This is a genomic window from Rugosimonospora africana (assembly GCF_016862975.1).
GTDB lineage: Bacteria > Actinomycetota > Actinomycetes > Mycobacteriales > Micromonosporaceae > Rugosimonospora > Rugosimonospora africana.
Map to the genome: position 1 here is coordinate 72,675 of NZ_BONZ01000084.1, position 22,978 is coordinate 95,652.

Annotated in this window: 21 protein-coding genes; 15 read left to right on the forward strand and 6 right to left on the reverse strand. The window is 70.6% G+C overall.

Translation table 11 applies throughout. The features are described from left to right. Window position 1: 1 nt before the first annotated feature. The 12 genes from Raf01_RS39335 to Raf01_RS39390 all read left to right on the forward strand — a co-directional run bounded on the left by Raf01_RS39335 (window position 2) and on the right by Raf01_RS39390 (window position 15,942). Complete coding sequence (locus Raf01_RS39335; protein ID WP_203923204.1) at window positions 2-2,089, forward strand: hydantoinase/oxoprolinase family protein; 2,088 nt, start codon at window positions 2-4, stop codon at window positions 2,087-2,089. Then, window positions 2,086-3,951 (forward strand): hydantoinase B/oxoprolinase family protein, encoded by a 1,866-nt coding sequence (locus tag Raf01_RS39340; RefSeq protein ID WP_203923205.1) that lies wholly within the window; start codon window positions 2,086-2,088, stop codon window positions 3,949-3,951. The genes Raf01_RS39335 and Raf01_RS39340 overlap by 4 nt, the downstream gene beginning before the upstream one ends. Further along, window positions 3,948-5,144 carry a M24 family metallopeptidase gene (locus Raf01_RS39345; protein ID WP_203923206.1) on the forward strand — a complete coding sequence of 399 codons (1,197 nt, stop codon included), beginning with the start codon at window positions 3,948-3,950 and terminating at the stop codon, window positions 5,142-5,144. The genes Raf01_RS39340 and Raf01_RS39345 overlap by 4 nt, the downstream gene beginning before the upstream one ends. Continuing rightward, a complete protein-coding gene (locus Raf01_RS39350) occupies window positions 5,144-6,307 on the forward strand; it encodes a hypothetical protein (protein ID WP_203923207.1) in 1,164 nt (387 codons plus the stop codon). Before Raf01_RS39345 ends, Raf01_RS39350 begins: the two co-directional genes overlap by 1 nt. Then, window positions 6,304-7,773, forward strand: coding sequence for an MmgE/PrpD family protein (locus tag Raf01_RS39355; protein ID WP_203923208.1), 1,470 nt, complete (start codon window positions 6,304-6,306; stop codon window positions 7,771-7,773). The genes Raf01_RS39350 and Raf01_RS39355 overlap by 4 nt, the downstream gene beginning before the upstream one ends. 4 nt (window positions 7,774-7,777) lie before the next feature. Continuing rightward, window positions 7,778-8,893 (forward strand): cupin domain-containing protein, encoded by a 1,116-nt coding sequence (locus tag Raf01_RS39360; RefSeq protein WP_203923209.1) that lies wholly within the window; start codon window positions 7,778-7,780, stop codon window positions 8,891-8,893. Between the two features lies 1 nt (window position 8,894). Beyond that, a complete protein-coding gene (locus Raf01_RS39365) occupies window positions 8,895-10,028 on the forward strand; it encodes a cupin domain-containing protein (RefSeq protein WP_203923210.1) in 1,134 nt (377 codons plus the stop codon). A 14-nt stretch (window positions 10,029-10,042) separates the two neighbouring features. After that, a complete protein-coding gene (locus Raf01_RS39370) occupies window positions 10,043-11,035 on the forward strand; it encodes a substrate-binding domain-containing protein (RefSeq protein ID WP_203923211.1) in 993 nt (330 codons plus the stop codon). Window positions 11,036-11,047: 12 nt separating this feature from the next. After that, a complete protein-coding gene (locus Raf01_RS39375; protein WP_203923212.1) occupies window positions 11,048-11,317 on the forward strand; it encodes a hypothetical protein in 270 nt (89 codons plus the stop codon). After that, window positions 11,317-12,060, forward strand: coding sequence for an IclR family transcriptional regulator (locus tag Raf01_RS39380; protein WP_203923213.1), 744 nt, complete (start codon window positions 11,317-11,319; stop codon window positions 12,058-12,060). The genes Raf01_RS39375 and Raf01_RS39380 overlap by 1 nt, the downstream gene beginning before the upstream one ends. A gap of 276 nt (window positions 12,061-12,336) precedes the next feature. Then, a complete protein-coding gene (locus Raf01_RS39385) occupies window positions 12,337-13,602 on the forward strand; it encodes an SGNH/GDSL hydrolase family protein (RefSeq protein WP_203923214.1) in 1,266 nt (421 codons plus the stop codon). Between the two features lie 177 nt (window positions 13,603-13,779). Further along, on the forward strand, window positions 13,780-15,942 hold the full coding sequence (locus tag Raf01_RS39390) for a phosphocholine-specific phospholipase C (protein ID WP_203923215.1): 2,163 nt from the start codon (window positions 13,780-13,782) through the stop codon (window positions 15,940-15,942). A 155-nt stretch (window positions 15,943-16,097) separates the two neighbouring features. Here Raf01_RS39390 and Raf01_RS39395 read toward each other — a convergent pair whose 3' ends face one another. Then, the gene (locus Raf01_RS39395; protein WP_239134318.1) at window positions 16,098-17,111 is read right to left on the reverse strand and encodes a L,D-transpeptidase; all 1,014 of its coding nucleotides are present in this window, start codon (window positions 17,109-17,111) and stop codon (window positions 16,098-16,100) included. Here Raf01_RS39395 and Raf01_RS50140 point away from each other — a divergent pair. Next, on the forward strand, window positions 17,017-17,436 hold the full coding sequence (locus tag Raf01_RS50140; RefSeq protein WP_239134319.1) for a hypothetical protein: 420 nt from the start codon (window positions 17,017-17,019) through the stop codon (window positions 17,434-17,436). The genes Raf01_RS39395 and Raf01_RS50140 overlap by 95 nt on opposite strands. A gap of 236 nt (window positions 17,437-17,672) precedes the next feature. Here the strand turns inward: Raf01_RS50140 and Raf01_RS39400 are convergent, their stop codons facing one another. From Raf01_RS39400 to Raf01_RS39410, 3 genes are all read right to left on the reverse strand, one after another. Continuing rightward, window positions 17,673-18,014, reverse strand: coding sequence for a YciI family protein (locus Raf01_RS39400; protein ID WP_203923217.1), 342 nt, complete (start codon window positions 18,012-18,014; stop codon window positions 17,673-17,675). A 25-nt stretch (window positions 18,015-18,039) separates the two neighbouring features. Then, complete coding sequence (locus Raf01_RS39405) at window positions 18,040-18,561, reverse strand: SRPBCC domain-containing protein (RefSeq protein WP_203923218.1); 522 nt, start codon at window positions 18,559-18,561, stop codon at window positions 18,040-18,042. Between the two features lie 159 nt (window positions 18,562-18,720). Then, on the reverse strand, window positions 18,721-19,098 hold the full coding sequence (locus tag Raf01_RS39410) for an ArsR/SmtB family transcription factor (protein WP_239134315.1): 378 nt from the start codon (window positions 19,096-19,098) through the stop codon (window positions 18,721-18,723). A 156-nt stretch (window positions 19,099-19,254) separates the two neighbouring features. On the opposite strand from Raf01_RS39410, the gene Raf01_RS39415 reads away from it, so the two are divergent. Continuing rightward, entirely contained in the window at window positions 19,255-20,694 is a 1,440-nt protein-coding gene (locus Raf01_RS39415; RefSeq protein ID WP_203923219.1) for an alkaline phosphatase family protein, read from the forward strand. Between the two features lie 162 nt (window positions 20,695-20,856). Here the strand turns inward: Raf01_RS39415 and Raf01_RS39420 are convergent, their stop codons facing one another. After that, on the reverse strand, window positions 20,857-21,939 hold the full coding sequence (locus Raf01_RS39420; RefSeq protein WP_239134316.1) for a hypothetical protein: 1,083 nt from the start codon (window positions 21,937-21,939) through the stop codon (window positions 20,857-20,859). Between the two features lie 97 nt (window positions 21,940-22,036). On the opposite strand from Raf01_RS39420, the gene Raf01_RS39425 reads away from it, so the two are divergent. Then, complete coding sequence (locus Raf01_RS39425) at window positions 22,037-22,663, forward strand: TetR/AcrR family transcriptional regulator (RefSeq protein WP_203923220.1); 627 nt, start codon at window positions 22,037-22,039, stop codon at window positions 22,661-22,663. 80 nt (window positions 22,664-22,743) lie between these two features. Here Raf01_RS39425 and Raf01_RS39430 read toward each other — a convergent pair. Then, the coding region (locus Raf01_RS39430; RefSeq protein ID WP_203923221.1) for a TOBE domain-containing protein at window positions 22,744-22,978 on the reverse strand (235 nt) is incomplete at its 5' end.

The following is a 22,978-nucleotide window of genomic DNA, read 5'->3' on the forward strand; positions in this document are numbered from 1 at the left end:
CATGGCCATCGCAATCTCGACCGACATCGGCGGTACGTTCACCGACCTCGTCGCCTACGACCTTGACACCGGCGAAATTCACCAGGCCAAGGACTACACCGATCCGGCGGACCTGAGCAGCGGAATCGGCCGGTGCATCGACAAGAGCGGGTTGCCGCTGGGCGAGGCTCCGGAGTTCACGCACGGTTCGACGGTCGCCATCAACACCGCGATCGAGCGTACCGGCGCGCGTACCGCTCTCCTGGTCACCCGGGGCATGCGCGACGTGTACGAGATCGGCCGCAGCAACCGGCCGGAGGCGTACAACCTGTTGTTCCGCAAGCCGGTGCCGCTCGTGAGCCGCGAGCTGATCTTCGAGGTGGACGAGCGGCTGAGCGCGCGCGGCGAGGTCGTCCGCCCGCTGGACGAGCAGTCCGTGCGCGACGCGGTGGCCGCCGCGGTGAACGCCGGTGCGACCGCGATCGCCGTCGGAACCCTGCACTCGTACGCCAACCCGGCGCACGAGGAGCGCATCGGCGACATCGTCAAGGAAGTCGCGCCGCAGCTGTTCCTCACCCTGTCGCACCGGATCCTCCGCGAGTACCGGGAGTACGAGCGGATCTCCACCGCCGCGATGAACTCCTACATCGGGCCGCGCGTCAGCGGGTACCTGGACGAGTTGCAGAACGTGTTGAAGACCCGCTCGTTCGAGGGTCGCACGCTGATCATGCAGTCGAACGGCGGCGTCATGATCCCGGACATCGCGCGCGAAGAGCCGGTCATGATGATGGAGTCCGGCCCGGTCGGCGGCGTCGTCGCGGCCGGGTCGCTCGCCGCCGAGTACGGCATCGCCCACGCGGTCGCGTTCGACATGGGCGGTACCACCGCGAAGGCGGCACTGCTTCGCGACGGCGCCCCGGACATCGCCCAGGGCTACTACGTCGGCGGCTTCGCCAGCGGCATCCCGGTGCGGGTACCGGTCGTGGACGTCGTGGAGGTCGGCGCGGGCGGCGGGAGCATCGCGCACCTGGACGTGGCCGGTGCGCTGCGCATCGGGCCGCAGAGCGCGGGCGGCCGTCCCGGCCCCGTCTGCTACGGCTGGGGCGGCACCAAGCCGACCGTCACCGACGCGAACGCGGTGCTCGGCCGGCTCAACCCGGCGCACTTCCTCGGCGGCGAGATGGGCCTGGACGTGGACGCCGCGGAAGCGGCGTTCGACGCCGAGGTCGGCACGTCGCTGGGCCTGTCGGCGGAGCACGCCGCGCTCGCCGTCATCAACATCGCGGTCAACATGATGGGGCTGGCGGTCCGCAGCGTCTCCGTCGAGCGCGGCGTCGACCCGCGGGACTGCGCGCTCATCGCGTTCGGCGGCGCCGGTCCGCTGCACGCGTGCGCGGTCGCCCGGGAGGTCAAGATCCCGCGCGTGATCATCCCGATGCTGCCGGGCCACTTCTCGGCCCTCGGCATGCTGCTCGCCGACATCCGGCACGAGCTGGTCCGCACCATCTACGCCACCGCCGACGGCGTGGACGCCGACATGCTGACCGCGGTCGCCCGGGAGATGTCCGACGAGGTACGGGGCATGCTCACCACCGAGCTGATCGAGGAACGCGACCAGGCCGTCGAGCTGTTCTGCGACCTGCGGTACCGGGGCCAGGAGTTCACCCTCCGCACGCCGTGTACGGCCGACGAGCTCCGCTCGACCGACGACCTGGAGAAGGTGCGCAAGCGCTTCGACGACCTGCACGAGATCCGGTTCGGTCACAGCTCGCCCGCGTCCACTGTGGAGATCGTGAACCTCCGGGTGGTCGGCATCGGCCGCCGCGAGCGCATCCGCCCGAAGATCGGGGCGCAGTCCGGCGAGGTCGAGGTCACCACGCGCCGGGTCGTCTCCGGCGTCGGCAGCCACGCCAGCGGCAAGGACTGGAACATCTACCAGCGCGAGCAGCTACCCGTCGGGTACCGGGTGACCGGCCCCGCCGTCATCGAGGAGTACGCGAGCACCCTCGTCATCGACGAGGGCGACGTCGCCGTCATCGGCCCCGACGGGGCGATCGACATCACGATCGACATCACCGGGGGATTCGACAAGACCGGAGGCAAGGCATGACAACCACGGCACCGCGCAACGGCGCCACCGATCCGGTCACCGTCGAGGTGGTCCGCAACACGCTGGCGGCCATCGCCGACGAAATGGCGTTGGATCTGCAGCAGGGCTCGTACAACATGATGATCTACGAGGTGCGCGACTTCTGCTGCGCGCTCATCGACAAGCGCGGGCGGCTGCTGGCCCAGAACGTCGGCGGCGTCTCGCACTTCGTCGCCGACCTCGGCGTCGTCATCACCGACGCGCTGGAGCGCTTCGGCGAGGACGGGTTCCGCCCCGGCGACGGCTACCTGATGAACCACCAGCGGGTGGCCGGCCAGCACCTCAACAACATGGTCACGTACACGCCGGTGATCATCGACGGGGAGCTGTTCGGGTTCGCCATGACCCGCGCGCACTGGTCCGACGTCGGCGGGATGAGCACCGGCTTCGGCGCGCGCGGCGCGGGCGTGGACGCGTGGCTGGAAGGTCTGCAGATCGATCAGCTGAAGCTGATCGACGAGGGTGTCTACGACGAGAAGGCACTCAAGATCATCGCGGACAACATCCGGTTCCCGGACGCCGCGCTCGGCGACATGCGCGCGCAGTTCGCCGCGTGCCGCGCGGCCGAGCAGCGCCTCACCGAGCTTGTCCGGCGGTACGGCGTGCCCGAGGTGCAGGCGGCCATCGAGGAGGTCTTCGACTCCACCGAGGCGCGCTGCCGCACCGTCGTCGCGGCGATGGCCGACGGCGAGTACCACGCGCACTCGGTGATGGACCACGACTTCGCCGACCTGGACGTGCCGGTCGACATCGACGTCACCGTCACGGTCAGCGGATCCGACATGACCATCGACCTGACCCGCTGCTCGGAGCAGCGCAAGGGTTCGATCAACGCACGGACGCTGGCCGGCGCGTACGTGGCGTACAAGGCGCTGACGACGCCGATGGAGCCGGTGAACGAAGGCTCGTTCCGGGCGCTGAACGTCGAGATCAACGAGGGCAACTTCATGATGGCGAAGTTCCCGGCGCCGATGGCGAGCTGGAGTGTGGCACTGCCGACCGTGGTCGACACGGTCATCACGGCGCTCGCCGACGCGCAGCCGGAACTGATTCCGGCGGCCCACTTCGGCACGCTCGGCGGCAGCTTCGCGTTCTTCGGTCAGGACCCGGCGTCCGGCCCGTTCGTGGCGCAGGGCATCGAGGGCGGCGGCTGGGGCGGCCGGCCGGGCGAGGACGGCGCGTCCGCGTCCGTCTCCGTCTGCCAGGGCGACGTGCGCAACTCGCCGGTCGAGGCGCTGGAACTCCGGTTCCCGGTACGGGTGGAGAAGCGCGCGCTGCGCGAGGACTCCGGCGGCGCCGGCAAGCACCGGGGTGGGCTCGGCCAGCTGACCGAGATCCGCAACCTGGTCGAGGGCTCCTGGCGGCTGTCCATGGCGGGACGCCACATCTGCCCGCCGTGGGGTCTGTGGGGCGGCGATACGGCGCTGCCCGGTGGGCACGCGCTGCAACGGCCGGGCGGCGACTTCGAGCCGGTCAACGGGCGAGTCAACGCGCCCGCCGACTCGGTCGCGCGCATCTTCACCGGAGGCGGGGGCGGCTGGGGCTCGCCACTGGAGCGCCCGGTCTCGCAGGTCGCCGACGACGTGCGGCGCGGGTACGTGAGCGCCCAGACCGCGACCGACGTGTACGGCGTCGTGCTCGACGAGTCCGGCGCACCCGATGAGGCGGCGAGCGCGCGCCGGCGGGACGAACTGGCGGCCGTGTCGTCGTCGGCTGTGTCGTCGGCGAGCGCGTCGTCGGCCGGCGCTGCGGCGGCTGCTTCGCCAGCGGGTGCGTCGTCGGCGGGTGCGTCGTCGGCCGGCGCGGAAGGCGCGGGCCGGTGAGCGCCCCGCAGACCGACGTGCTCCCGCAGACCGACTGGGCCCCTCAGACCGACTGGGTCCCGCGGGTCGACGTCGCCCGCGTCATGTCCGAGCGGGTGCAGCGCGCCCGGGTCGCGATGGACCACGCCGGCGTGCGGCACGCCCTGTTCGTCACGTGTGCCCGGCACCTGTTCACCGACATGGACCCGGTGATCTGGCTGACCGGATTCAAGCCGATGCGCGCCGCGACGGTCGTGCTCGCCGAGGACGGCGAGACCGTGCTCTACACGTCCGGCGAGTGGGAGGCGGAGCGCGCCCGGCAGGCGGCACCGGCCGTCACCGTGCTCGCCACCGACGACCCGTTCGCGGCGGCGGCCGCCGACCTGGCCGCCCGCGCGGCGGGTACCCGCGTCGGCTCGGCGGGCGCCCGCAAGCTCAACACCCTGGAGTACCGCGTGATCGCCGCCGGCGGCCGGTACGAGCTGGCCGGGATCGACGCCGAACTCGACGAGCAGGCGCGCAGCAAGGACGAGCTGGAACTGGCGCAGTTCCGGCGGGCCTCGGAAATCTCCGAGATCGCGTTCGACTCGGTACGTGCCGAACTGCGCATCGGCATGACCGATGTGGAGGTCGAGGCGATCATCGAGCGCCGCCTGCGGGAACTCGGCGCGGACGACGCATTCGTGTTCCTGTCCGCGTCGACGCGCAACCGCGCCGTGCAGCGGCCGTGGGGACGCACGCTGATGCCGGGCGACATCCTGCTCACCGAGCTCTCGCCGTGCGTCGGCGGCGTCTTCGCCCAGATCTGCCGGACCGTCGCCTTCGGGGAGCCGGTTCCGGCCCTGGTCGCGGACCACCAGTTGCTGATGGAGGTGCTCGCGGCCGGCATCGGAATGTGCAAGTCGGGCAGCAGCGTCTCGGATGTGGTGGCGGCGATGGACGCCCCGCTGATCGAGCGCGGCATGGAGGAGTACACGCGGCCGCCGTTCATGCGGGTACGCGGTCACGGCATGGGCTTCGGCAGCGTCGCACCCGGCGACTTCCTGAGCCGCAACATGTTCGTACTCCAGGGCGGCGACAGCTTCGTGCTGCACCCGAACCAGATGATGCCCGGCGCGGGCTACCTGATGTGCGGCGAGCCGGTCATCGTCGGCGATGCCGGCGGCGAGATCGTCACCGGCCGGATCGCCGGCCTGGAAATCGTGGAGGCGTGATGACGACGACCGATGCGCCGGTGGCGGCGCCCGCGGACCTGGCGCTGATGGAGCCGGTACTGCGCCGTGGCCGCAGCTTCCTGGATCGGGCCATGATGCCCGGCGACGAGAACGAACTCCGCCTGAACGCGTTGCTGGCGGCGGCTGCCGAGCGGGGGCTGGACGGCGTCGTCATCTTCGGCGCCGCGCACCTGCCGGAAAACCTCGGCTACTACGCCAACTACACGCCGACCACGTTCCACGGCGCGCTCGTCGCTCGCACCGGGGAACAGCCGGTCCTGTTCGCCGGCAAGGGCGGCGCGCGGGACCACCCGTACATCCGGACGGTCAGCTGGGTGGGCGACCTGCGGTACGCGGCGGCGATCGGCCCGGCCGTGGTCGAGGTGGCCGACTCGTGGAGCTCGCCGTGGAAGCGGCTCGGCGTGGCCGGGCTCGACACGACGCTGCCGCACCACGTCCGCGATGACATCGTGGCCGCGCTCGGCGACCGGTACGAGCCGGTCGATGACATCGTGTCCGCGCACCGGCGCGCCAAGTCGGCGCGGGAGATCGCCGTTCTCACCACCGCTCACGACATCGCCCAGCGGGCGGCCGAAGCGGCGGTCGACGCGTACGACCGGGGAGCCGGACGGCGGACGGCGCTCGCGGCGGCGGACTTCACCGCCCGGGCCGGAGACGCGCACGACTGCCGGATCACGGCCCGCACCGAGACGGGCGGCACCGCGTCCCTGTCCGAGGTCCGCGACGACCGGGGACCGCTGGCCGCCGTCGTGGCGGTGGAGTACCTCGGCTACTGGGGCATGGCCGCCATCCGGCTCGGACGTGCCACCGCGCCCGCTGACGCGCCGATCGACGCCGTCGTCGCCCGCATGCGACCGGGCGTGACGCTGTCCGACGCGCTCGGCGCCGACGCCGGAGACTTCTTGGTCAACGGCATCGGCTGTGCCCCGGCCGAGGCGCCGCCCGCCGGCCCCGGTCAGGCCACCGCGCCGATCGCCGGCGCCGATCAGGCGGCGCCTTCCGCTGGCGCCGGCCAGGCCGACGCGGCGTTGCGGCGCCACGACGTGCTGGCCATCGTGCATCTTGGGTCCGCCCCGGACGGTCCCGACGTCGGCGTGCGCACCGTCGTGATCGACGAGGCGGGCGCCCGGTCCCTGCGATGAACAGCGACCATCGCTCGTCACCGGCGCCGTACCGGTTCGCCGCGCCAGATCTGGTGCGCGCACTGGCCTCGGTGCCGGTGACCGGCCGGGACCGCCGGGCTGCTCGGCTGCGGCTGGCCGACACCGCGTTCGCGTCGCTGGTCGGCAGCCGTACCTCGCAGGGTCGGCGCGCCGCCGCGCTCGCCGCCGACCGGTACGGCGAGACCAGCCTGTCCGGCCGCGTGTTCCGGCTCGTGGCCGCGTGCCGGATGACCGAGATCGACGATGTCGACCTGGAGTCGTGCGTGACGCCCGGGTCGATCGTCGGGCCGGCCGTTCTCGCCGTCCTGAGTGGACAGAGCCGGTCCGGCGCGGCAGTCCCCGACCTCGACACGGTTCTCGACGTCATCGTCCACGGCTATGAGATCGCGCTCGGGCTCGGCGAGGCGATCCGCGGTCCCGAGCGGCTGGCCACCGGCGTCTGGCCGACGCTGACCATCGGCGGCGTCACCGCCGCGGCGGTGACCTCGCGGCTGCTCGGCGCGGACAACGAACAGTTGGGCGCGGCGGTCGCGCTCGCGGCCGAGCACAGCATCGCCGGCAACCCGCGCGGCGACGCGCGGGAGATACTGCTGGCCGAGGCGGTCGTCACCGGCGTCGGATGCGCGCTGGCCGTACGGCACGGGTTCGCCGTCTCGGGCGGCAAGGGCGGGGCGCTGGCCGGCCTCCTCGACAGCGGAATGCCCGAGGCCGCCGCCATGTCGCGCGTCCACCGGCCCCGGATCAAGGAATTCTGCTCGGCGCGGCAGGCGATGACGGCGGTCAGTGCCGTCCGGTCGATCCTCGCCACGGAGGAACTGCGCGGCGCCGATGTCGATCGGATCGATGTCGAGGTGCCGGCCGCGTACGCGGCGATGCTGGACAAGCCGTCGGTCGGCTCCCGCCGCGACAGCCTGTCCAGCGCGCCGTACCAGCTCGCGCTCGCCGCGCTGGAACCCGCCGGGCTGCTCGACGTGGATCGGCGGGAACTGCCCTCGTCCGAGGCGTTCCGCGCGTTGATGGCCGCGGTGCGCATCCACGTGGCGGACGACCTGACTTCGCGTTACCCGGCTTCGTGGCCGGCCCGCGTCTGGGTCTACTCCGGGGAGCGGGTGTTCGAGGCGGCCGCCGACGAGGTGCCCGGCGAGCGGGACCTGACCGCCGACCGCCTGGCGGCCAAGGCGTCCGCCCTTGCCGGCGCGGCGCCGGGCCTGCCACCGGACGCCTCCGGAGTCGTCGAGCGTGCCGTGACCGCGACCGGCATCGCCGACCTGAACGAGATCACCGCGGTAATCGACGGTGGCTCGCTGTCCGACCGGGACCGTGCCCGGACTCCGACTGGTCTGGGTCGTCGCGCGGCGTCAGACGCGCCGAGCCAGACCAGTCGCAAATGGGACGGGACGACAGCCGAAGCCGACCACCTGTACGCCGACATGACCAAGGAGTAGCTGCATGACCACAAGCGACATCCGTACCGAGGGCCTGGTCGCCGGGGAGGCGCGGCCGATGGCGGAAGCGGGCTCCGACGGCCGGCGTGGGTCGACGTACGAGCGGTACCTGGCCGAGCGCGGCATCCGGGTGATCCGTGACGGCCACGTGCCGAGCCTGCTCGACCTGGAGCTGTCGCCCCTGCCGGACGGCACCAGCGCGGTCGCCGTGCAGTTGCCCGGCATGGAGGGCCTGAGCAGCCTGGAGGTCGTCGAGCTGCCGGCCGGCTTCCAGACCGTCCGCCGCCGCCACCTGTACGAGGAGTACGTGCTCGTCCTGTCCGGCGAGGGCAGCGTGGTGTTCTACGGTTCCGAAGGCGGCGAGCGCGAGCTGCCGTGGCGGCGCGAGTCGGTGTTCGCGATCCCGCTGAACATGGCGTTCACGCTGCGCAACAACTCGCCCGAGCCGGCCCGGCTGGCGCTGGTCAACAACGCGCACCTGATGATGGACCTGCTCGGCAGCCCGAGCGCCGCGTTCGAGTGCGAGCTGGGGTTCCCGGACCGGGAGGCCGTGGTGCTGGACGACAGCGTCGAGCCCGGCCTGCACCAGGTCGGGCGCCGCACCGCGTTCCGCGGTCCGGTCTTCCACGACCTCGGCTCGGTGCCGCTGCCCGAGCACTCGTTCATCCGCGGTCCGGGCTTCGGCTACCTGCTGCTGCAACTCTCCGGTGGGGTGTACGGCTGCCACGTCGGTGAGCTGCCCGAGGGCCACATCTCGAACGCCCACTGGCACATGGGCGGCGCGGTGCTCATCTCGATGGCGGGCGAGGGCTACACCCAGTCGTGGCCCAACACGGCGGGACCGCAGCCACCGGACGACGCCGTGGTGAAGCAGGATTTCCGGTACTCCGGCGTGGTGTCCGTCGGCACCGGCTGGTTCCACCTGCACGCCAACGCCGGTCGGGGTCCGCTCCGCCAGGTGGCGTTCCGGTACGGCGGAGGCGCGGGCGCCACGTTCGCGACCGTGCAGGGCGTCGAGTACGCGCCCGGCCGGATCGTCGACCGTGAGGACCTGACCCAGTCGATCCGCGAGACGTACCGCCGTCAGCTCGCCGAGCTGGGCATCGCGGTGGTGGACTGACATGACCGACAACAACGGAACCCCGGCGCGGCCCGCGTACGGTCCCTACTCGGTCGAGCTGTCCGCCGGTGCGCCGGTGATCCCGTGGTCGACGGAGACGGCGTACGAGCAGTGGTGTGTCGACCAGGACGTGCCGATCGTGCGCGGGTTCTACGTGGCGGACCTGACCGAGGTGAAGACGTCGGAGTGGGCGTCGAAGGGCGCGGCGGGCGCCATCATCAAGCTCGACGGCGCCGACGAGACCAACGGCTCGTTCGTCCTCAAGGTCGACCGCGGCGAGGCCACGACGTGGGCGCGTCACGTCTACGAGGAGCTGTTCTACGTCGTGTCCGGCCGCGGCACGGTCGAGCTGCGGCGGGACGGTCACACCGTGCGGCACGAGTGGGCGCCCGGCGCGGTGTTCGCGCCGCCGCTGAACGTCGACTACCGGCTCGTCGCCGACTCCGACACGACGCTGTACTGCGTGAACGGCGCGCCGCCGGTGATGAACCTGTTCCACGACAGCCGGTTCGCCGACGAGAACCCGTTCGAGTTCCCGGACCGGTGGGCCGCCAGCGACGCGCCCGAGAGCTACTTCGACTCGCGAGGGCGGCTGTGGAAGCGGCCGGACGGCGCCGGCGTCTGGGAGACGACCTGGATCGACGACGTCAACACGTTCGAGCTGCCGATGCTGGCGCGGCGCGGCGGGGACGGCAAGATGGTCACGTTCCAGCTCGGCGACGGCTCGCTCATCGCGCACATCTCGCAGTTCCCGTCCGGGCAGTACAAGAAGGCCCACCGGCACGGCCCGGGCGCGAACATCGTCATCCTCGGCGGCGAGGGCTATTCGCTGCTGTGGCAGCGCGACGGCGAGGACCCACAGCGGGTCGACTGGGGACCGAACTCCATCTTCGTGCCGCCGGACATGTGGTGGCACCAGCACTTCAACTCCGGACGCGAACCGGCCCGCTACGTCGCGCTGCGGTGGGGCAGTCGCAAGTACCTGATCAACCACAAGTACGAGGGCACGCTCGTCGACCGCCGGGACGGCGGCAACCAGATCGAGTACGACGAGCAGTCGCCGGTCATCGACGAGCTGTTCATCGCCGAGTGCGCGCGTCACGGAGTCACCTTCGTGCCGCGGTCCGCACGCTGAGCCGGGGAGGCACCGTGGCACGACTTCCGGTCACACTGGCCTGCGGGCCGTACGACCGCACCGCGGCGCTGGCCGACGGGCGCGTCACCGTCGACGGCGTCGACCTCCGCTACGTACACCTGGAGCCGGAGGAGATCTTCTTCCGGATGGTCCAGTACGGCGAGTTCGACGTCGCCGAACTGTCCCTGTCGACGTACCTGCTGACCCACCTCGCCGACGGACCGTTCGTGGCGATCCCGGTCTTCCCGTCGCGGATGTTCCGCCACACCAGCGTCTACATCAACGGCGACGCGTTCGACCCCGACCGGCCGGCCGTCGAGCAGCTGAAGGGCAAGACGGTCGGGCTCGCCGAGTACCAGCTCACCGCGAACGTGTGGATCCGCGGTATCCTCGCCGAGCATTACGGGGTGCCGGTCACCTCGGTGCGGTACCGGACCGGTGGCCTGAACCAGGCCGGCCGCAAGGAAAAGGTCGCGGTGCGGTTGCCGCCGGAGATCGACCTGGCCCCGGCGCCCGCCGGGCGGAGCCTCTCCGATCTGCTCGCCGCCGGGCAACTCGACGCCGTCTACACTCCACGCGCGCCGGACAGCTTCGGTGCCGGCCCGGTGCGGCGCCTGTTCGACGACACGCGGGCCGAGGAGGAGCGCTACTTCGAGCTGTCCGGGATCTTCCCGATCATGCACGTGGTGGTCATCCATCGCCGGGTGTACGAACAGAACCGGTGGCTCGCCCAGGAACTGCTCAAGGCGTTCACGGCCGCGAAGCGGATCGCGTACGCGCAGCTCGCCCGTACGGTCGCGCTGTCCGTGTCGCTGCCGTTCGTCCGGGAGGACTACGAACGGACGGTCGCGCGGATGGGTGCCGACTACTGGGCGTACGGGGTCGAGGCGAATCGCCACGTCCTCGACACGTTCTGCCGGTACGCGGTGGAACAGGGGCTCGCGGGCCGGGCGCCGGACGCCGCCAGCCTGTTCGCGCCCGAGACCACGGACCAGTTCATCATCTAGGGGAGACAGACTATGACCGACGTCCAGCAGGCGCCGGCCGCCAGGCTCGACGTGGCGCGCACCAGCGCAGGGGTCGACGCGGGTGACGCGGTGCTCTCCCGCGTCACCGGCGGGCCGACCGACGCCGACCTCGACGCGCCGACGCCGCTGGACGGCCGGACGGGTATCGTCACACCGATGTATGCGGATGTGTCGCGGCGAGTGTCGGCTGCCGAAACCTCCGGCCCGGTCCCTGGGGTCGTGATGGGAATGCTTTCGGCCGCCGGGCGCGGCAGGCGATGATGACCAGCGAAGAGTCGCCCTCGCGGTCGGCGTCCAACGCGTTGCGGCTCGTACTCATGCTGGCCGAACGGGGGCGGTTGCGGGTGATGACCGTGGCGGAGGAACTCGGCGTGGCGCCGTCGACCGCGCACCGGTTGCTGACGACGCTCCTGCAGTCGGGACTCGCCGCGCAGCACGAAGACCGGTCGTACGTGCAGGGGCCCGCGTTCGTACGCCTGCGGCTGGCGCCGTCGCACCCCGAGGCGCTGCTTGCCATCGCGGTGCCGCATATGACCAAGCTCTCCGCGGTCACCGGCGAGACCACCCACCTGATGATCCGGCAGGACGCGACGGTGCGCTTCCTGCACAGCATCGAGGGTCCGGCGGCGCTGCGGGTGGCCTCGCGCACCGGGGTCGTGATGCCGGCGCACCTGACGTCGGGCGGCAAGGCGCTGCTCGCCACGATGACCGACGACGCGATTCGGGACCTGTACGCGGGCGGGATCCCGGACAGCCCGACCGGCCGCATCAAGACGATCGACGACCTGTTCGAGGAACTCGCCCAGGTGCGCAAGCGCGGCTACGCGGAAAACATGGGGCAGAGCGAGCCGGGCATCTCGGCCGTCGGGGTCGCTCTGCGGCGCAACGGGGTGCAGGCGGCGATCTCGGTATCCGTGCCGTCGACGCGCTACCAGCGGGGGCGCTCGAAGGAACTCGTCTCCGTGCTCACCACCACGGCGGCCGCGATCCAGGCGCAGCCCTGACGGCACGCGTCACCCGCTGAGTCGGCCGTAGCGTCCGCTCGGGCTTCGGCTCCCCAGGACATGGGATGTCCGTTCGATGATTTGACCGCTCGGCGCAGTGGAACGACCGCTCACCGCGCATTTTGTGGATTCTGCGTGCCGGACGCTCATAGCCTTCACGGTAGACATCCCATGTCGGCTGAACGACCGGTCTGGCTCGGCGCGCCCGGCGCGACGACCCAGACCAGTCGGAGGATCGCCGCCACGGGTCGACCGTCCACAGAGGAGCGTGTCACCTTGACCGAAGCCACCGCTCGAAGCCGGATGCGCTGGGCCGCCGCGGCCGTGGCGGCCGCGACGTTGGTCACCGGGCTGATCGGCGCGGGCATCGCCCAGGCCGATCCGGTGGCCAAGAAGGAGCCGGCCGCGAGAACCGACTGGGTAGCGACGTGGGCGACCGCGGCGGAGGTACCGTTCAGCGGCCAGCAACTGGCCGGCTTCACCGACACGACCCTGCGCGAGCGGATCCACGTATCCATCGGCGGTGACGTGGTCCGGCTGCGGCTGACCAACGTGTACGGCAAGACGCCGCTCGTCGTACAGTCGACGACCCTCGGCCGGCCCGGCGGTACGCCCGGCGACGTCGACGCGGCGAGCCTCGTACCGGTGACCTTCGACGGCGCCACGAGCGTCACCATCCCGCCCGGCGCCGAGTACGCCTCCGACCCGGTACGGATCTCGGTACCCGGCGACGGCAACCTGATGGCCAGCCTCTACCTGCCTGGGCCCACCGGTCCGGCCACGTACCACCGGGACGCCTGGACCACCGGGTACCTGGCGGCCGGCGACCAGACCGGCCAGCCCACGGTCGCGTCCTTCCCCTCGCGCATCTCGAACTTCTACTTCCTCGACGGGCTCGACGTGGAGTCCACGATGGACGGTTCGGTCGCGTTCCTCGGCGACTCCATCACCGACGGCACGCACTCGACCGTCGACGCCGACCACCGCTGGCCCGACTACCTCGCCGACCGGATGCTGACGCAGCCGCGCTCGCGCCAGTTCGGCGTCGTCAACTCCGGCATCGCCGGCAACCGGCTGCTGCTCGACTACACCGGCGCGGGACAGGGGGTGAACGCACTGGCCCGGCTGGAGCGGGACGTGCTCACCCAGACCGGCGTGCGTACGGTCTTCGTCTTCGAGGGCATCAACGACCTGCAGAACGATCCGACGCAGTACGACCCGAACCAGTTCATCCAGGCGTACCACCAGATCATCCAGCGGGCGCATGACCAGGGCATCCGGGTCGTCGCCTCCACCATCACCCCGTGGGCCGGGTGGACGGCCTGGACTCCCGAGCGGGAGGCGGTACGCGTCCAGGTCAACCAGTGGATCCGTACCTCGGGTGAGTTCGACGGAGTGGTCGACTTCGACAAGGTGATCCGCGACCCGGCGGACCCGCAGCGGATCCTGCCGGCGTACGACTCGGGCGATCACCTGCACCCCGGTGACGTGGGCTACAAGGCGATGGCCGACGCGGTCAACCTCGACCTGCTCCGCCCGTAGCGAGCACCGGGAGCCCCCGACCTTGCGGAACCGGCAATGTCGGCTTCGACTGCCCGTCGTCTCGGGGAAAGGTCGCGAGACCAGCGTCAGGTGGCAGGCAACCGGTCTGGGTCGGCGCGCGGCACGAGACGCGCCGAGCCAGGCCGGTCGCAAACCGCACCCGGAGGTCTCGAACCCATGTCCACAGTGTCTCGCCGGAATTTCCTTGGTACCGCCGCCGCCGTCACAACAGCCGCCGCGGTCAGTGCCGCGCTGCCCGGCGCGCGGGCAGACGCGGCCCCCGCCGCCCCGTCCCATCACGTACACGGCGACATCCGTGACATCAAGCATGTCGTCGTGGTCATGCAGGAGAACCGCAGCTTCGACCACTACTTCGGCACGTTGAAGGGAGTGCGCGGATTCGGTGACCGCTCGACCATCCTGCTCCCCGGCGGCAAGACCGTCTGGCAGCAGCCGGTGACGCCGAGCGCCGGGGCCGCCACCCAGTACCCGTGGCGGCTGAGCGGGGCGAAGTCGTGGAGCGGGGCGACGCCGCCGAGCCCCGAACTGGGCGCCGCGAACTACGGCGGTACCAGTCACGGCTGGGCGGACCAGCACGGCGCCTGGTACGGCGGCCTGATGAACGGCTGGTACTCCGCCAAGGGCGGCCCCACGACGCTGGGTTACCTGGAGCGTCACGACCTGCCGTTCCACTACGCTCTCGCCGACGCGTACACGATCGGCGACGCGTACCACTGCTCGGTGCTCAGCGCGACCGGGCCCAACCGCACCTACCTGTGGAGCGGGACGATCAACGCTGATCAGAAGCACGGCAGCTTCGTCGCCAACGACGGCGGCGACGAACTCGGTAGGTTCCTGCCCTGGGAGTCCTACGCCGAGACGCTGCAGGACGCGGGCGTCAGCTGGCGGGTGTACCAGTGCGCCGACGACTACGGCGACAACGGCCTGGAGTACTTCAACACGTTCGCCACGCTCGACCCCACCCAGGGCGGGACCGCCGCCCCGGGCAACGTCTACTACGACAACGGCGTGAAGAACGTCCCCGAGCCGATCACCGGGCTCTCCGGCAACGCCGACAACCTCATCGCCGCGATCCGCGCCGACGTGCTGGACGGCACGCTGCCGCAGGTCAGTTGGATGGTGAACAACCAGTTCTTCTCCGAGCACCCGGTGACGGCGCCGAGCAACGGCGCGTATTTCCTGCGCGGCGTCCTCGACGCGCTCAACGCCGACCCGGATGTGTTCAACTCGACGCTGGTGATCGTCAACTACGACGAGAACGACGGCCAGTTCGACCACGTGCCGCCGCCGGTGCCGGCGCCGGGGGAGGGGAACGAGTTCGTCGCCGGTACGCTCGGATCCTACGGTGTCACCGCCCCCGTTCCGGTCGGCCTCGGTTTCCGGGTACCGCTGATCCTCATCTCGCCCTGGACGCGTGGCGGCTGGGTGACCTCGGAGACCGCGGACCACACGTCGGTCATCCAGTTCCTCGAGAAGTGGACCGCCGCGATCGGCACGCCGGCCGTCTCGCCCAACATCAGTGACTGGCGGCGCAAGGTCTGTGGCGACCTGACGGGAGCATTCGACTTCACCGCGCCGGTCTACGGCCTTCCTCGCCTTCCGGACACCGGAGCGCTCGTCCCGGAGACCCGGTACACCCCGCTGCCGGGCGACAACACCATGCCGACTCAGGAGCCGGGGACCAAGCGGGCGCGTCCGCTGCCGTGCCAGCCGAACGCCAACCTGGTCGGGTTCTCCGGGGGACCGTCTGGCGTGGTGGCGAATCTGGCGTTCAGCAACGTGGCTCCGTTCGTCACCAAGGCGAGCCACTTCGCGGTGTACAACAACCGGTCCGGCGCCCCGTCGCTGACGCAGTACCCGGCCGCGTTCCCGGGCCAGTACACCGTCGCGGCCCACGCGACGGCGCGCGGAACCGGCGCGGTGGGCGTCTCCGCCGACGACACCACGTACGACCTCACCATCACCGGGCCCAACCGGTTCCTGCGCCGGTTCGTCGGCGACGTCGCCACGGCGGGCAGCGACCTCGTCGTCGAGGCGACCTATGACGACGGCAAGTCGACCGGGCACCCGAAGCTGAAGATGTGGCTGCACAATGGGCGGCACTCGTCGGTGGCGTTCACGATCAGGCACAACCACTACATCTCGGGTAGGCCGCAGACCGTGAAGGTCGCCGCGCACGGCAAGGAGGCGTGGGCCGTGAGCCCGCTGACGGTCAGCGATGGCTGGTATGACGTGACCGTCACGGCCGACTGCGATGAAGGCTGGTCGCAGCGGTTCGTCGGCCACCTGGAGACCGGAAAGCCGAGTGTCACCGGCTGATCCAGCGCCGAGCCCTGGAGCATGAGGTCGATCGGAACCTCGACTGCCCAGAACATCAGCGATCTGCGCCCGCCGCCACGACGGCGGGCGCAGGTCCTGTTTCCGGGCCAGCGGTTGACCGGCACGGCGGCGGCCGCATCACCGGGCTGACCCTGTCACTTTGTCATCCGCATGGGCGGCGGCTTGGGCCCCGTCGGCGCCTGCCCCTCGGCCGGGGGCCGATCGGCCCCCTTCCGCAGAGCGCTTCCCTTGGCGTAGTCGTCCCAACTGGTATCCCAGACCGTCCATCCGTTACCGGACTGGAGGTGCTTACCTGTGCCGTTCACCGTCACGGGATCACCGATCAGGGAGTTGTTGTATACCCAGGCCGCGTCGTCGGTGGACAGGTTCGTGCAGCCGTGGCTGACATCGTCATGGCCCTGGTCGGCCACCGACCACGGCGCCGCGTGGATGTACTCGCCGTCCCCGGTCAGCTGTTCCGCGTAGCTGACCTCAAGTTGGTCGTCGTCGCTGTACACCCACAGGACGCTGCGTTCCCTGGTCATAATCACCATGTTCCCGGCCGACGATGGAGTCTCCGGGGCGCCGAGGCTGACCGGGAACGTCTTTACCAGCTTGTCGTTCTGAAAGACCTGCATGCGCTTGGTGGCATCGGTCGTCCGGAACGTCATCTTGCGACCGATGGTCGCTGCTGCGGTGTGATCGGAGTCCAGATACCGCCCGGCAACCGGCATGCCTCCCAGTTTCGTGCTGACCGCGAGTCTGGTTCCCGGCTGCCAGTAGCTCTTCGGCCGGTAGATGACCTGCTGGTCGCCGTACCAGTGCCACACCCCGGTCTGCGGCGGATCGCTGGTGACCGACAGGCGGTGTTCGACCTCGGCCTTGGAATCGTCCGGAATGGGCGCGTCGAATCGCAGGGCGAGTGGCATGCCGACCCCATATGTCGCGCCGCTTTGAAGGTCCAGGGTGCTGACGATCGGGTCGCCGGCCGGCTGTGGCATTGTGGTGAAGTTCGTCCTCACCGTCGACCGCGTGCCTTTGCCGTCTACCACGGTCACCGTCGCGTGATACGTCGTGTGGTACGCCAAGGGCTGTGCCGGCACCCATGCGGCACCGTCGCTGCGCAGCGCCCCGGAGACCCGCTTGTCCGTTGCGTCGGTCAACGTCACGCTGTTGATGCGCTTGCCCGGCAACGTGGTGCCGATTTCCGTTGACGCCGGCTGGTTCGTCGCCCCCGGCGAGGGAGTGAGGGGCACACCGGCGCCGGACCCCGCGTTCGATGAACGCGCGGCGGACATTCCGGATGGTCCGTGGCAGGACGTGAGCGTGAGGCAGGTCCCGATTGCCAGTGCGGCGCCAAGGCGCCAGTATCCTTTGATCTGGCCCATTTCCCTATTCTCGCGCACGCGCTCGCTGGTGTTCCCGATCCGCCGAGATTCCAGCAAGGACATGGTTCTTTGGGCCACGCGAATTCGCAAACGGTGTCGGGATTAGGAAAGTGGCTCGCGGGTCGGTCAATTTGTTCCGGTCTTTCGGCCTGGTTGCTCGACGGCGAGGACGCGCGCGTTGCGCTGAGTGTCCATCGTCGGTCCGATCCCCCTCAGTGGTGCTTTGCGGCATTCGAGGGCGGGGTCGCGATCCTTTGGAGAAAGTGCGGCCGAAACGCGAGCGGGTCCGCCCCGCGGCTCGAGAGGCGGGGCGGGCCCACGCGCCGAAATTCTGACGCGGTGTCAGGTCCGGGGTAGCGCCGAGCCGGGGAAACCCCGGCACGGATGCACGCTGTAGGCGAGCACGCCGGCCTGGACGGCCGGATCCCCTTCCATGATTTTGCGTACCTCGTCGAGGCCGTCCACGAAGATGCCGATGCCGGACAGGCCGGTGCCATCGCCGACCGGGCAGACGACCGGCATCACACCGTCGGCCTGCAGGCCCATGTTGCGCCGGCCGTGCTCCCAGATGATCCGGTCGGCGCCCTCCGTCCCGTAGTTCTCGCCCTCGCGCATCACGACCAGCGTGTAGGAGGCCGCCTGGGTCAGCCGTTCGCGCATCATCTCGTCGGTGTACGTCGTCATGGTGTGCTCCTCCGCCCGGTGGGGCTCATGCGTGGTTGGGAGACTCCGGCACCGCCGTCTCGGCCGCGTCGGTGAAGTGGCGCAGGATGGTTGTCCAGCCGGTGCTGTAGGCGCCGCCGCGGTATCCGCCGGGCAGCGCGCAGTCCTCGGACAGTTGGGCGTCGCTCAGCGCCTCCCAGCCGCGGTGCTCGACGGTGACTCGGGTCAGGGCCGGCCCCAGCGCGGCGAACGTGAACTCGACCTCGGTGGGCGCGGGAGTGCCGGTCCAGGTCATGGTGAAGCCGTTCGGCGGGTCCCAGGCCAGCAACTCCCCCCACTGCACGACGGTGCCGTTCTGCCACGTCTCGTACACCCGACCGCCCGGCGCGGGTTCGATGGTGATGTCGCGGACCTTGTCTCCTCCGGCGGAGAACTGGACCGGCCACCACACTCCGACGGTCCGGACGAAGACGTCGAAGGTGTGCGCGACGTCGCTGCGTACCATCGTGGACTGCCGCACCGGCGGGCGCCGCAGCGGGACGACGGACGGTTGGCTGTCGGTGCTCATGGCCTGTCTCCGCGTTTCTCATCGGTTGCGTCGTTCAGGTGGTCGCGGAATCGGCGCAGCACGGCCGCCCACGCCCGCTCGAGTCCGGTCATCGGATCGGCTGCTTCGTCGGCGCGCGGCCGAAACCGCGGTCGGCGTGGCCCGCGTGCCGGCCGGTGGTCAGCCGGCACGCCGCACCCGCTCGTCCGTGTCGGACAGGCCGCGCTCCGCCTCGACCAGTTGCCGCGCGGTATCCAGTGCGTCGCCCCACATCTCGTCCAGGAACTCCCGCAGCCCGGCAAGCCCTTGCGAGCGGGCCCGGTAGATGCGCCGGGTGCCCTCGCGGCGTTCGGTCAGCAGGCCCACGCTCTTCAACACCGTCAGGTGCTGGCTGACCGCGGTGCGGCTGATCTCGAACGCCGCGGCGATCTCGCCAGCGGACATCTCGGTGTGGGCGACCAACCGCAGGATGGTGCGACGGCGAGGTTCCGCGAGCGCGCGCAGAACTCCGTCGGTCGCGTCCGGCTTGCCCATGCCGTCTCCCTCGGTGTCCGTCAAGGTCGGCTAACGTTAGCCGCTACTGACGCTTGGGGTCAAGCACTCGCGCGGGCCCGGGGAGTTTTCCGTGCTTCACCGGGAGTTCATGGCCAGTCGCCTCTTCCGGCAGTTCGCCCCGAAATGCTGTCAGCGTTTCCGACACGAGAGGGACGCTTCATGTCTGAGTTCACCCGCCGCCGGTTCCTGGGCGGCGCGGGCGCTGCGGCCGCCGGTGGCGCCGCGGCCTCGCTGCTGCCCGTCAGCGTGCAGAAGGCGCTGGCCACACCACCCAACCGACCCGGACGGTTGAGCGACATCAAGCACGTCGTCCTCCTCATGCAGGAGAACCGTTCGTTCGACCACTACTTCGGGACGCTCTCCGGGGTGGCCGGGTTCGACGACCCGCACGCGATCACCCTGCCGACCGGCCGCTCGGTGTTCTACCAACCCGATCCGGTCAATCCCGACGGCTATCTCCTGCCGTTCCACCTGGACACCCGCAGCACCAACGCGCAGCGGATCCCGACCACCAACCACGAGTACGACGTGCAGCACCAGGCGTGGAACGGCGGCAAGATGGACAACTGGCTGCCCGCGCACCGGGCGGCCGACAAGACCAACGGCCCGTACGTGATGGGCTACTACACCCGCGAGGACATTCCGTTCCAGTTCGCGCTGGCCGACGCGTTCACGATCTGCGACCAGTACCACTCCTCGGTGATGGGCCCGACGTGGTCCAACCGCCTGTACTGGAACACCGGCACGATCGATCCGAACGGCGAGAACGGGGGACCGGTCACCTACAACGGACACCCCAACGGCCAGCCCTACACCTGGACGACGTACGCCGAACGCCTCGACGCCGCCGGGATCAGCTGGAAGGACTACCACTACGGCAGCGGCCTCGTGGCGCACGGGATGCTCCCGCAGTTCAAGGCGTTCCAGGACGCGCTGCCGGGCAGTTCGCTGTACGAGAGGGGCGTGGCGCTCAGCTCGGTGGGCCAGTTCGAGTACGACGCGCTGCACGACAAGCTGCCCACCGTGTCGTGGCTCTGCCCGCCCGACGGCGCCTCGGAGCACCCGGCCGAGCCCGGTGCCTCGCCGGCCCAGGGAGCGGCCTTCGTGGCCGCCACGATCGCGGCCATCGCGGCCAACCCGGATGTGTGGGCCAAGACCGTCGTCATCATCAACTACGACGAGAACGACGGGCTGTTCGACCATGTGGTACCGCCGACCCCAGCGCCCGGCACCCCCGACGAGTACGTCGACGGAGTGCCGATCGGCGCCGGATTCCGGGTACCGTGCATGGTCGTGTCCCCGTGGAGCGCGGGCGGCTACGTGTGCAGCGAGAAGTTCGACCACACCTCCGTGCTGCGGTTCCTGGAGAAGGTCACCGGTGTGATGGAACCGAACATCAGCGCGTGGCGGCGCCGGACCTTCGGTGACCTCACCCGGACGCTGCGCTTCAACCGGGGCACCCCGGCGCCGGTCATGCCGAACACCGGCGGCAACCTGAACCTCGCCACCTACGAGGTCGCCCAGCTGCCGCCGCCGGCCTTCCCGGGCGCGAAGCAGACCGTGCCGCACCAGGAGCGCGGCCACCGTCCGCGCAGCTGACCCTTCTCTGGCCCCGATCGCCCAGCCTCACCAGTCGGGCGGGGCGATCGGGGCCGGGGGCCGGGGCCGGGCGATCGGGGCCGGGGGGTCGGGAGCATGGGGCCGCGAGCACTGCCGTCGCGCTCCGAAGCCCCGCGGGTCGACGCCCGGTCCACGGATCCGTCAGGCGGTGGCCGTCGTGGTGACGGGTGCGGCCGGGTCGGCGCCGGGCGTCCGGCGCCGGGCGTGCAGGCCGCTGGCTGACAGCACGGCGCCCAGGGCGAGCCACGCGAACAGCACCGCGACCGGGCGGGCGGCGCCGTGACCGTCGAAGAACGCGGTGGAGCGCAGCAGCGTCCCGGCCGCGCCCGGGGGAAGCAACTGCCCGAGGGCACCGGACCAGCCGGGCAGCATTTCGGGGGCACTGGCGGTGCCGGCCAGCGGGTTGCCGATGAGCACCATGACGATGGCGCCGAGGCCCAGCCCGGCCACGCCGAGCACCGATTCCAATCCGAGCAGCGTCATGGACGTCGAGGCGACCGAGAGCGCGACAACGCCGGCGTTGGCCCAGTAGTCACCCGTGAGCGAGCCGAGCCAGAACTGCAGGATCGCCGTCATGGCCAGCCCTCCGGCGGCCGCGAAGCCGAACGCGCCGGCGATCCGGCGGTCGGTGCGCCGGACGCGATTGGTGAGCAGGACGGCGGTGAGCGTGCCGCCGATCACCAGGGGCAGGAATCCGGCCGCGAGACCGGCGCCGCGCGGGTCGTGGACGGGCAGCGCGGCGATGTCGCGCACCGTGGGCACGCCGCCGGGCGACGGCTCCAGAGCGTTCCCCACGCCCTGCAACACCTGCGCGATCGCCGGGCTCGCCGCCGAGGCGGTGATGACCTGCGGCGTGCCGGAGCTGACATCGATCGCCCCGTAGACCTGGCGGTCGAGCACTTCCTTCTGGTCCATCGCGGCGTTGGGGAGCAGGGTGACCTGGAACGCCCCCGGCAGGCGCTGCTCAAGCGCGGCGGTGACGTGCGCGGCGGCGGGCGCCGGTCCGGACACGGCGATCGGCACGTTGTGCACCGATGAGTGGACCGCGGGCCAGGCGAACGCCGTCAGCAACGCGCTGATGAACACCGTCAGCAGCGCGACCGTCGACGCGACTCGCGACCAGGGCGATGGCTCCGGCGCATGGATTGGGCTGGGTCGTCGCGCGGCGCCAGACCCGTCGAGCCAGACTGGTCCGCCGGGGACGGGCGAGGTCTGTGTGGCCATGCCGACTCTCCAAAAAAGAACGGTCGTTCGCTTTATTTTCCAGGGTAGGGTGCCCGGGGCCGGTCGTCAAGAACGAACGTTCGTTTTAGACTGAGGTATGCCGCGCGTCACCGACGAGTACCGGGCCAACCGCCGCGCCGAGATCCTGGCGGCCGCCACCCGCCGCTTTGCCCACCAGGGCTTCCACGCCACCTCGATGGCCGACATCATCAGCGAGTCGGGGCTGTCCGCCGGGGCGGTGTACCGGTACTTCCCCAGCAAAGAGGACCTGATCAGCGCCGTGGCGGAAACGACGTTGTCGACTGCGGACGAAGTGTTCGCCCGCCTGCTCGCCGGCGGCGCCACCCCGTCACCGGAGCACGTGGTGACCATGATGATCGACGCGATCATCGGCCGCGTGACCAACGATCCCGCCACCGGAATCGATCTCACTCGGGTCATCATGCAGGTGTGGGCGGAGGCTCTACGCAACCATGAGTTGCGCATCCGCGTCAACGATGCCTACTACCGGCTGCGCGGGCACTTCGCCGAGGTCGCCCGCCGGTGGCAGGCCGCCGGCAACCTGCCCGCCGGTGCCGATCCGGACTCCGTCGGCGCCGCCATGCTCAGTCTCGTGCAGGGCTTCGCGCTGCAACGCCTGCTCGTCAGCGACACCACCATCGATGGCTACATCGGCGGCGTGCGGGCGCTGCTGGCAGGCGACGATCAGGCTCGCACACCGTAGGTGTGGCCGACGCGCGATACGAGGCTGCGCAGGCGGCTCTGCTGAGCGGCCGCCTGCGCAGCGGGTGATCCGAGACGAGTTCAGATGGCGAGGCCGGTGGCCGCGTGGAAGACGTGCAGCTTTCCGGCGCGCGGCTTGACGTGCACGGTGTCGCCCATCTGCGGCGTGTTCCGGTCCTCGATGCGGACGACGAACCGCTCATCGGCGCCGTTGAGGTTCACGTGGCCGTACACGTAGGCGTCGGAGCCCAACTCCTCGACGAGGTCGACGAGGATCGGCATGCCGCCGTCGGACTCTCCGACGAGGTCGCTGTTC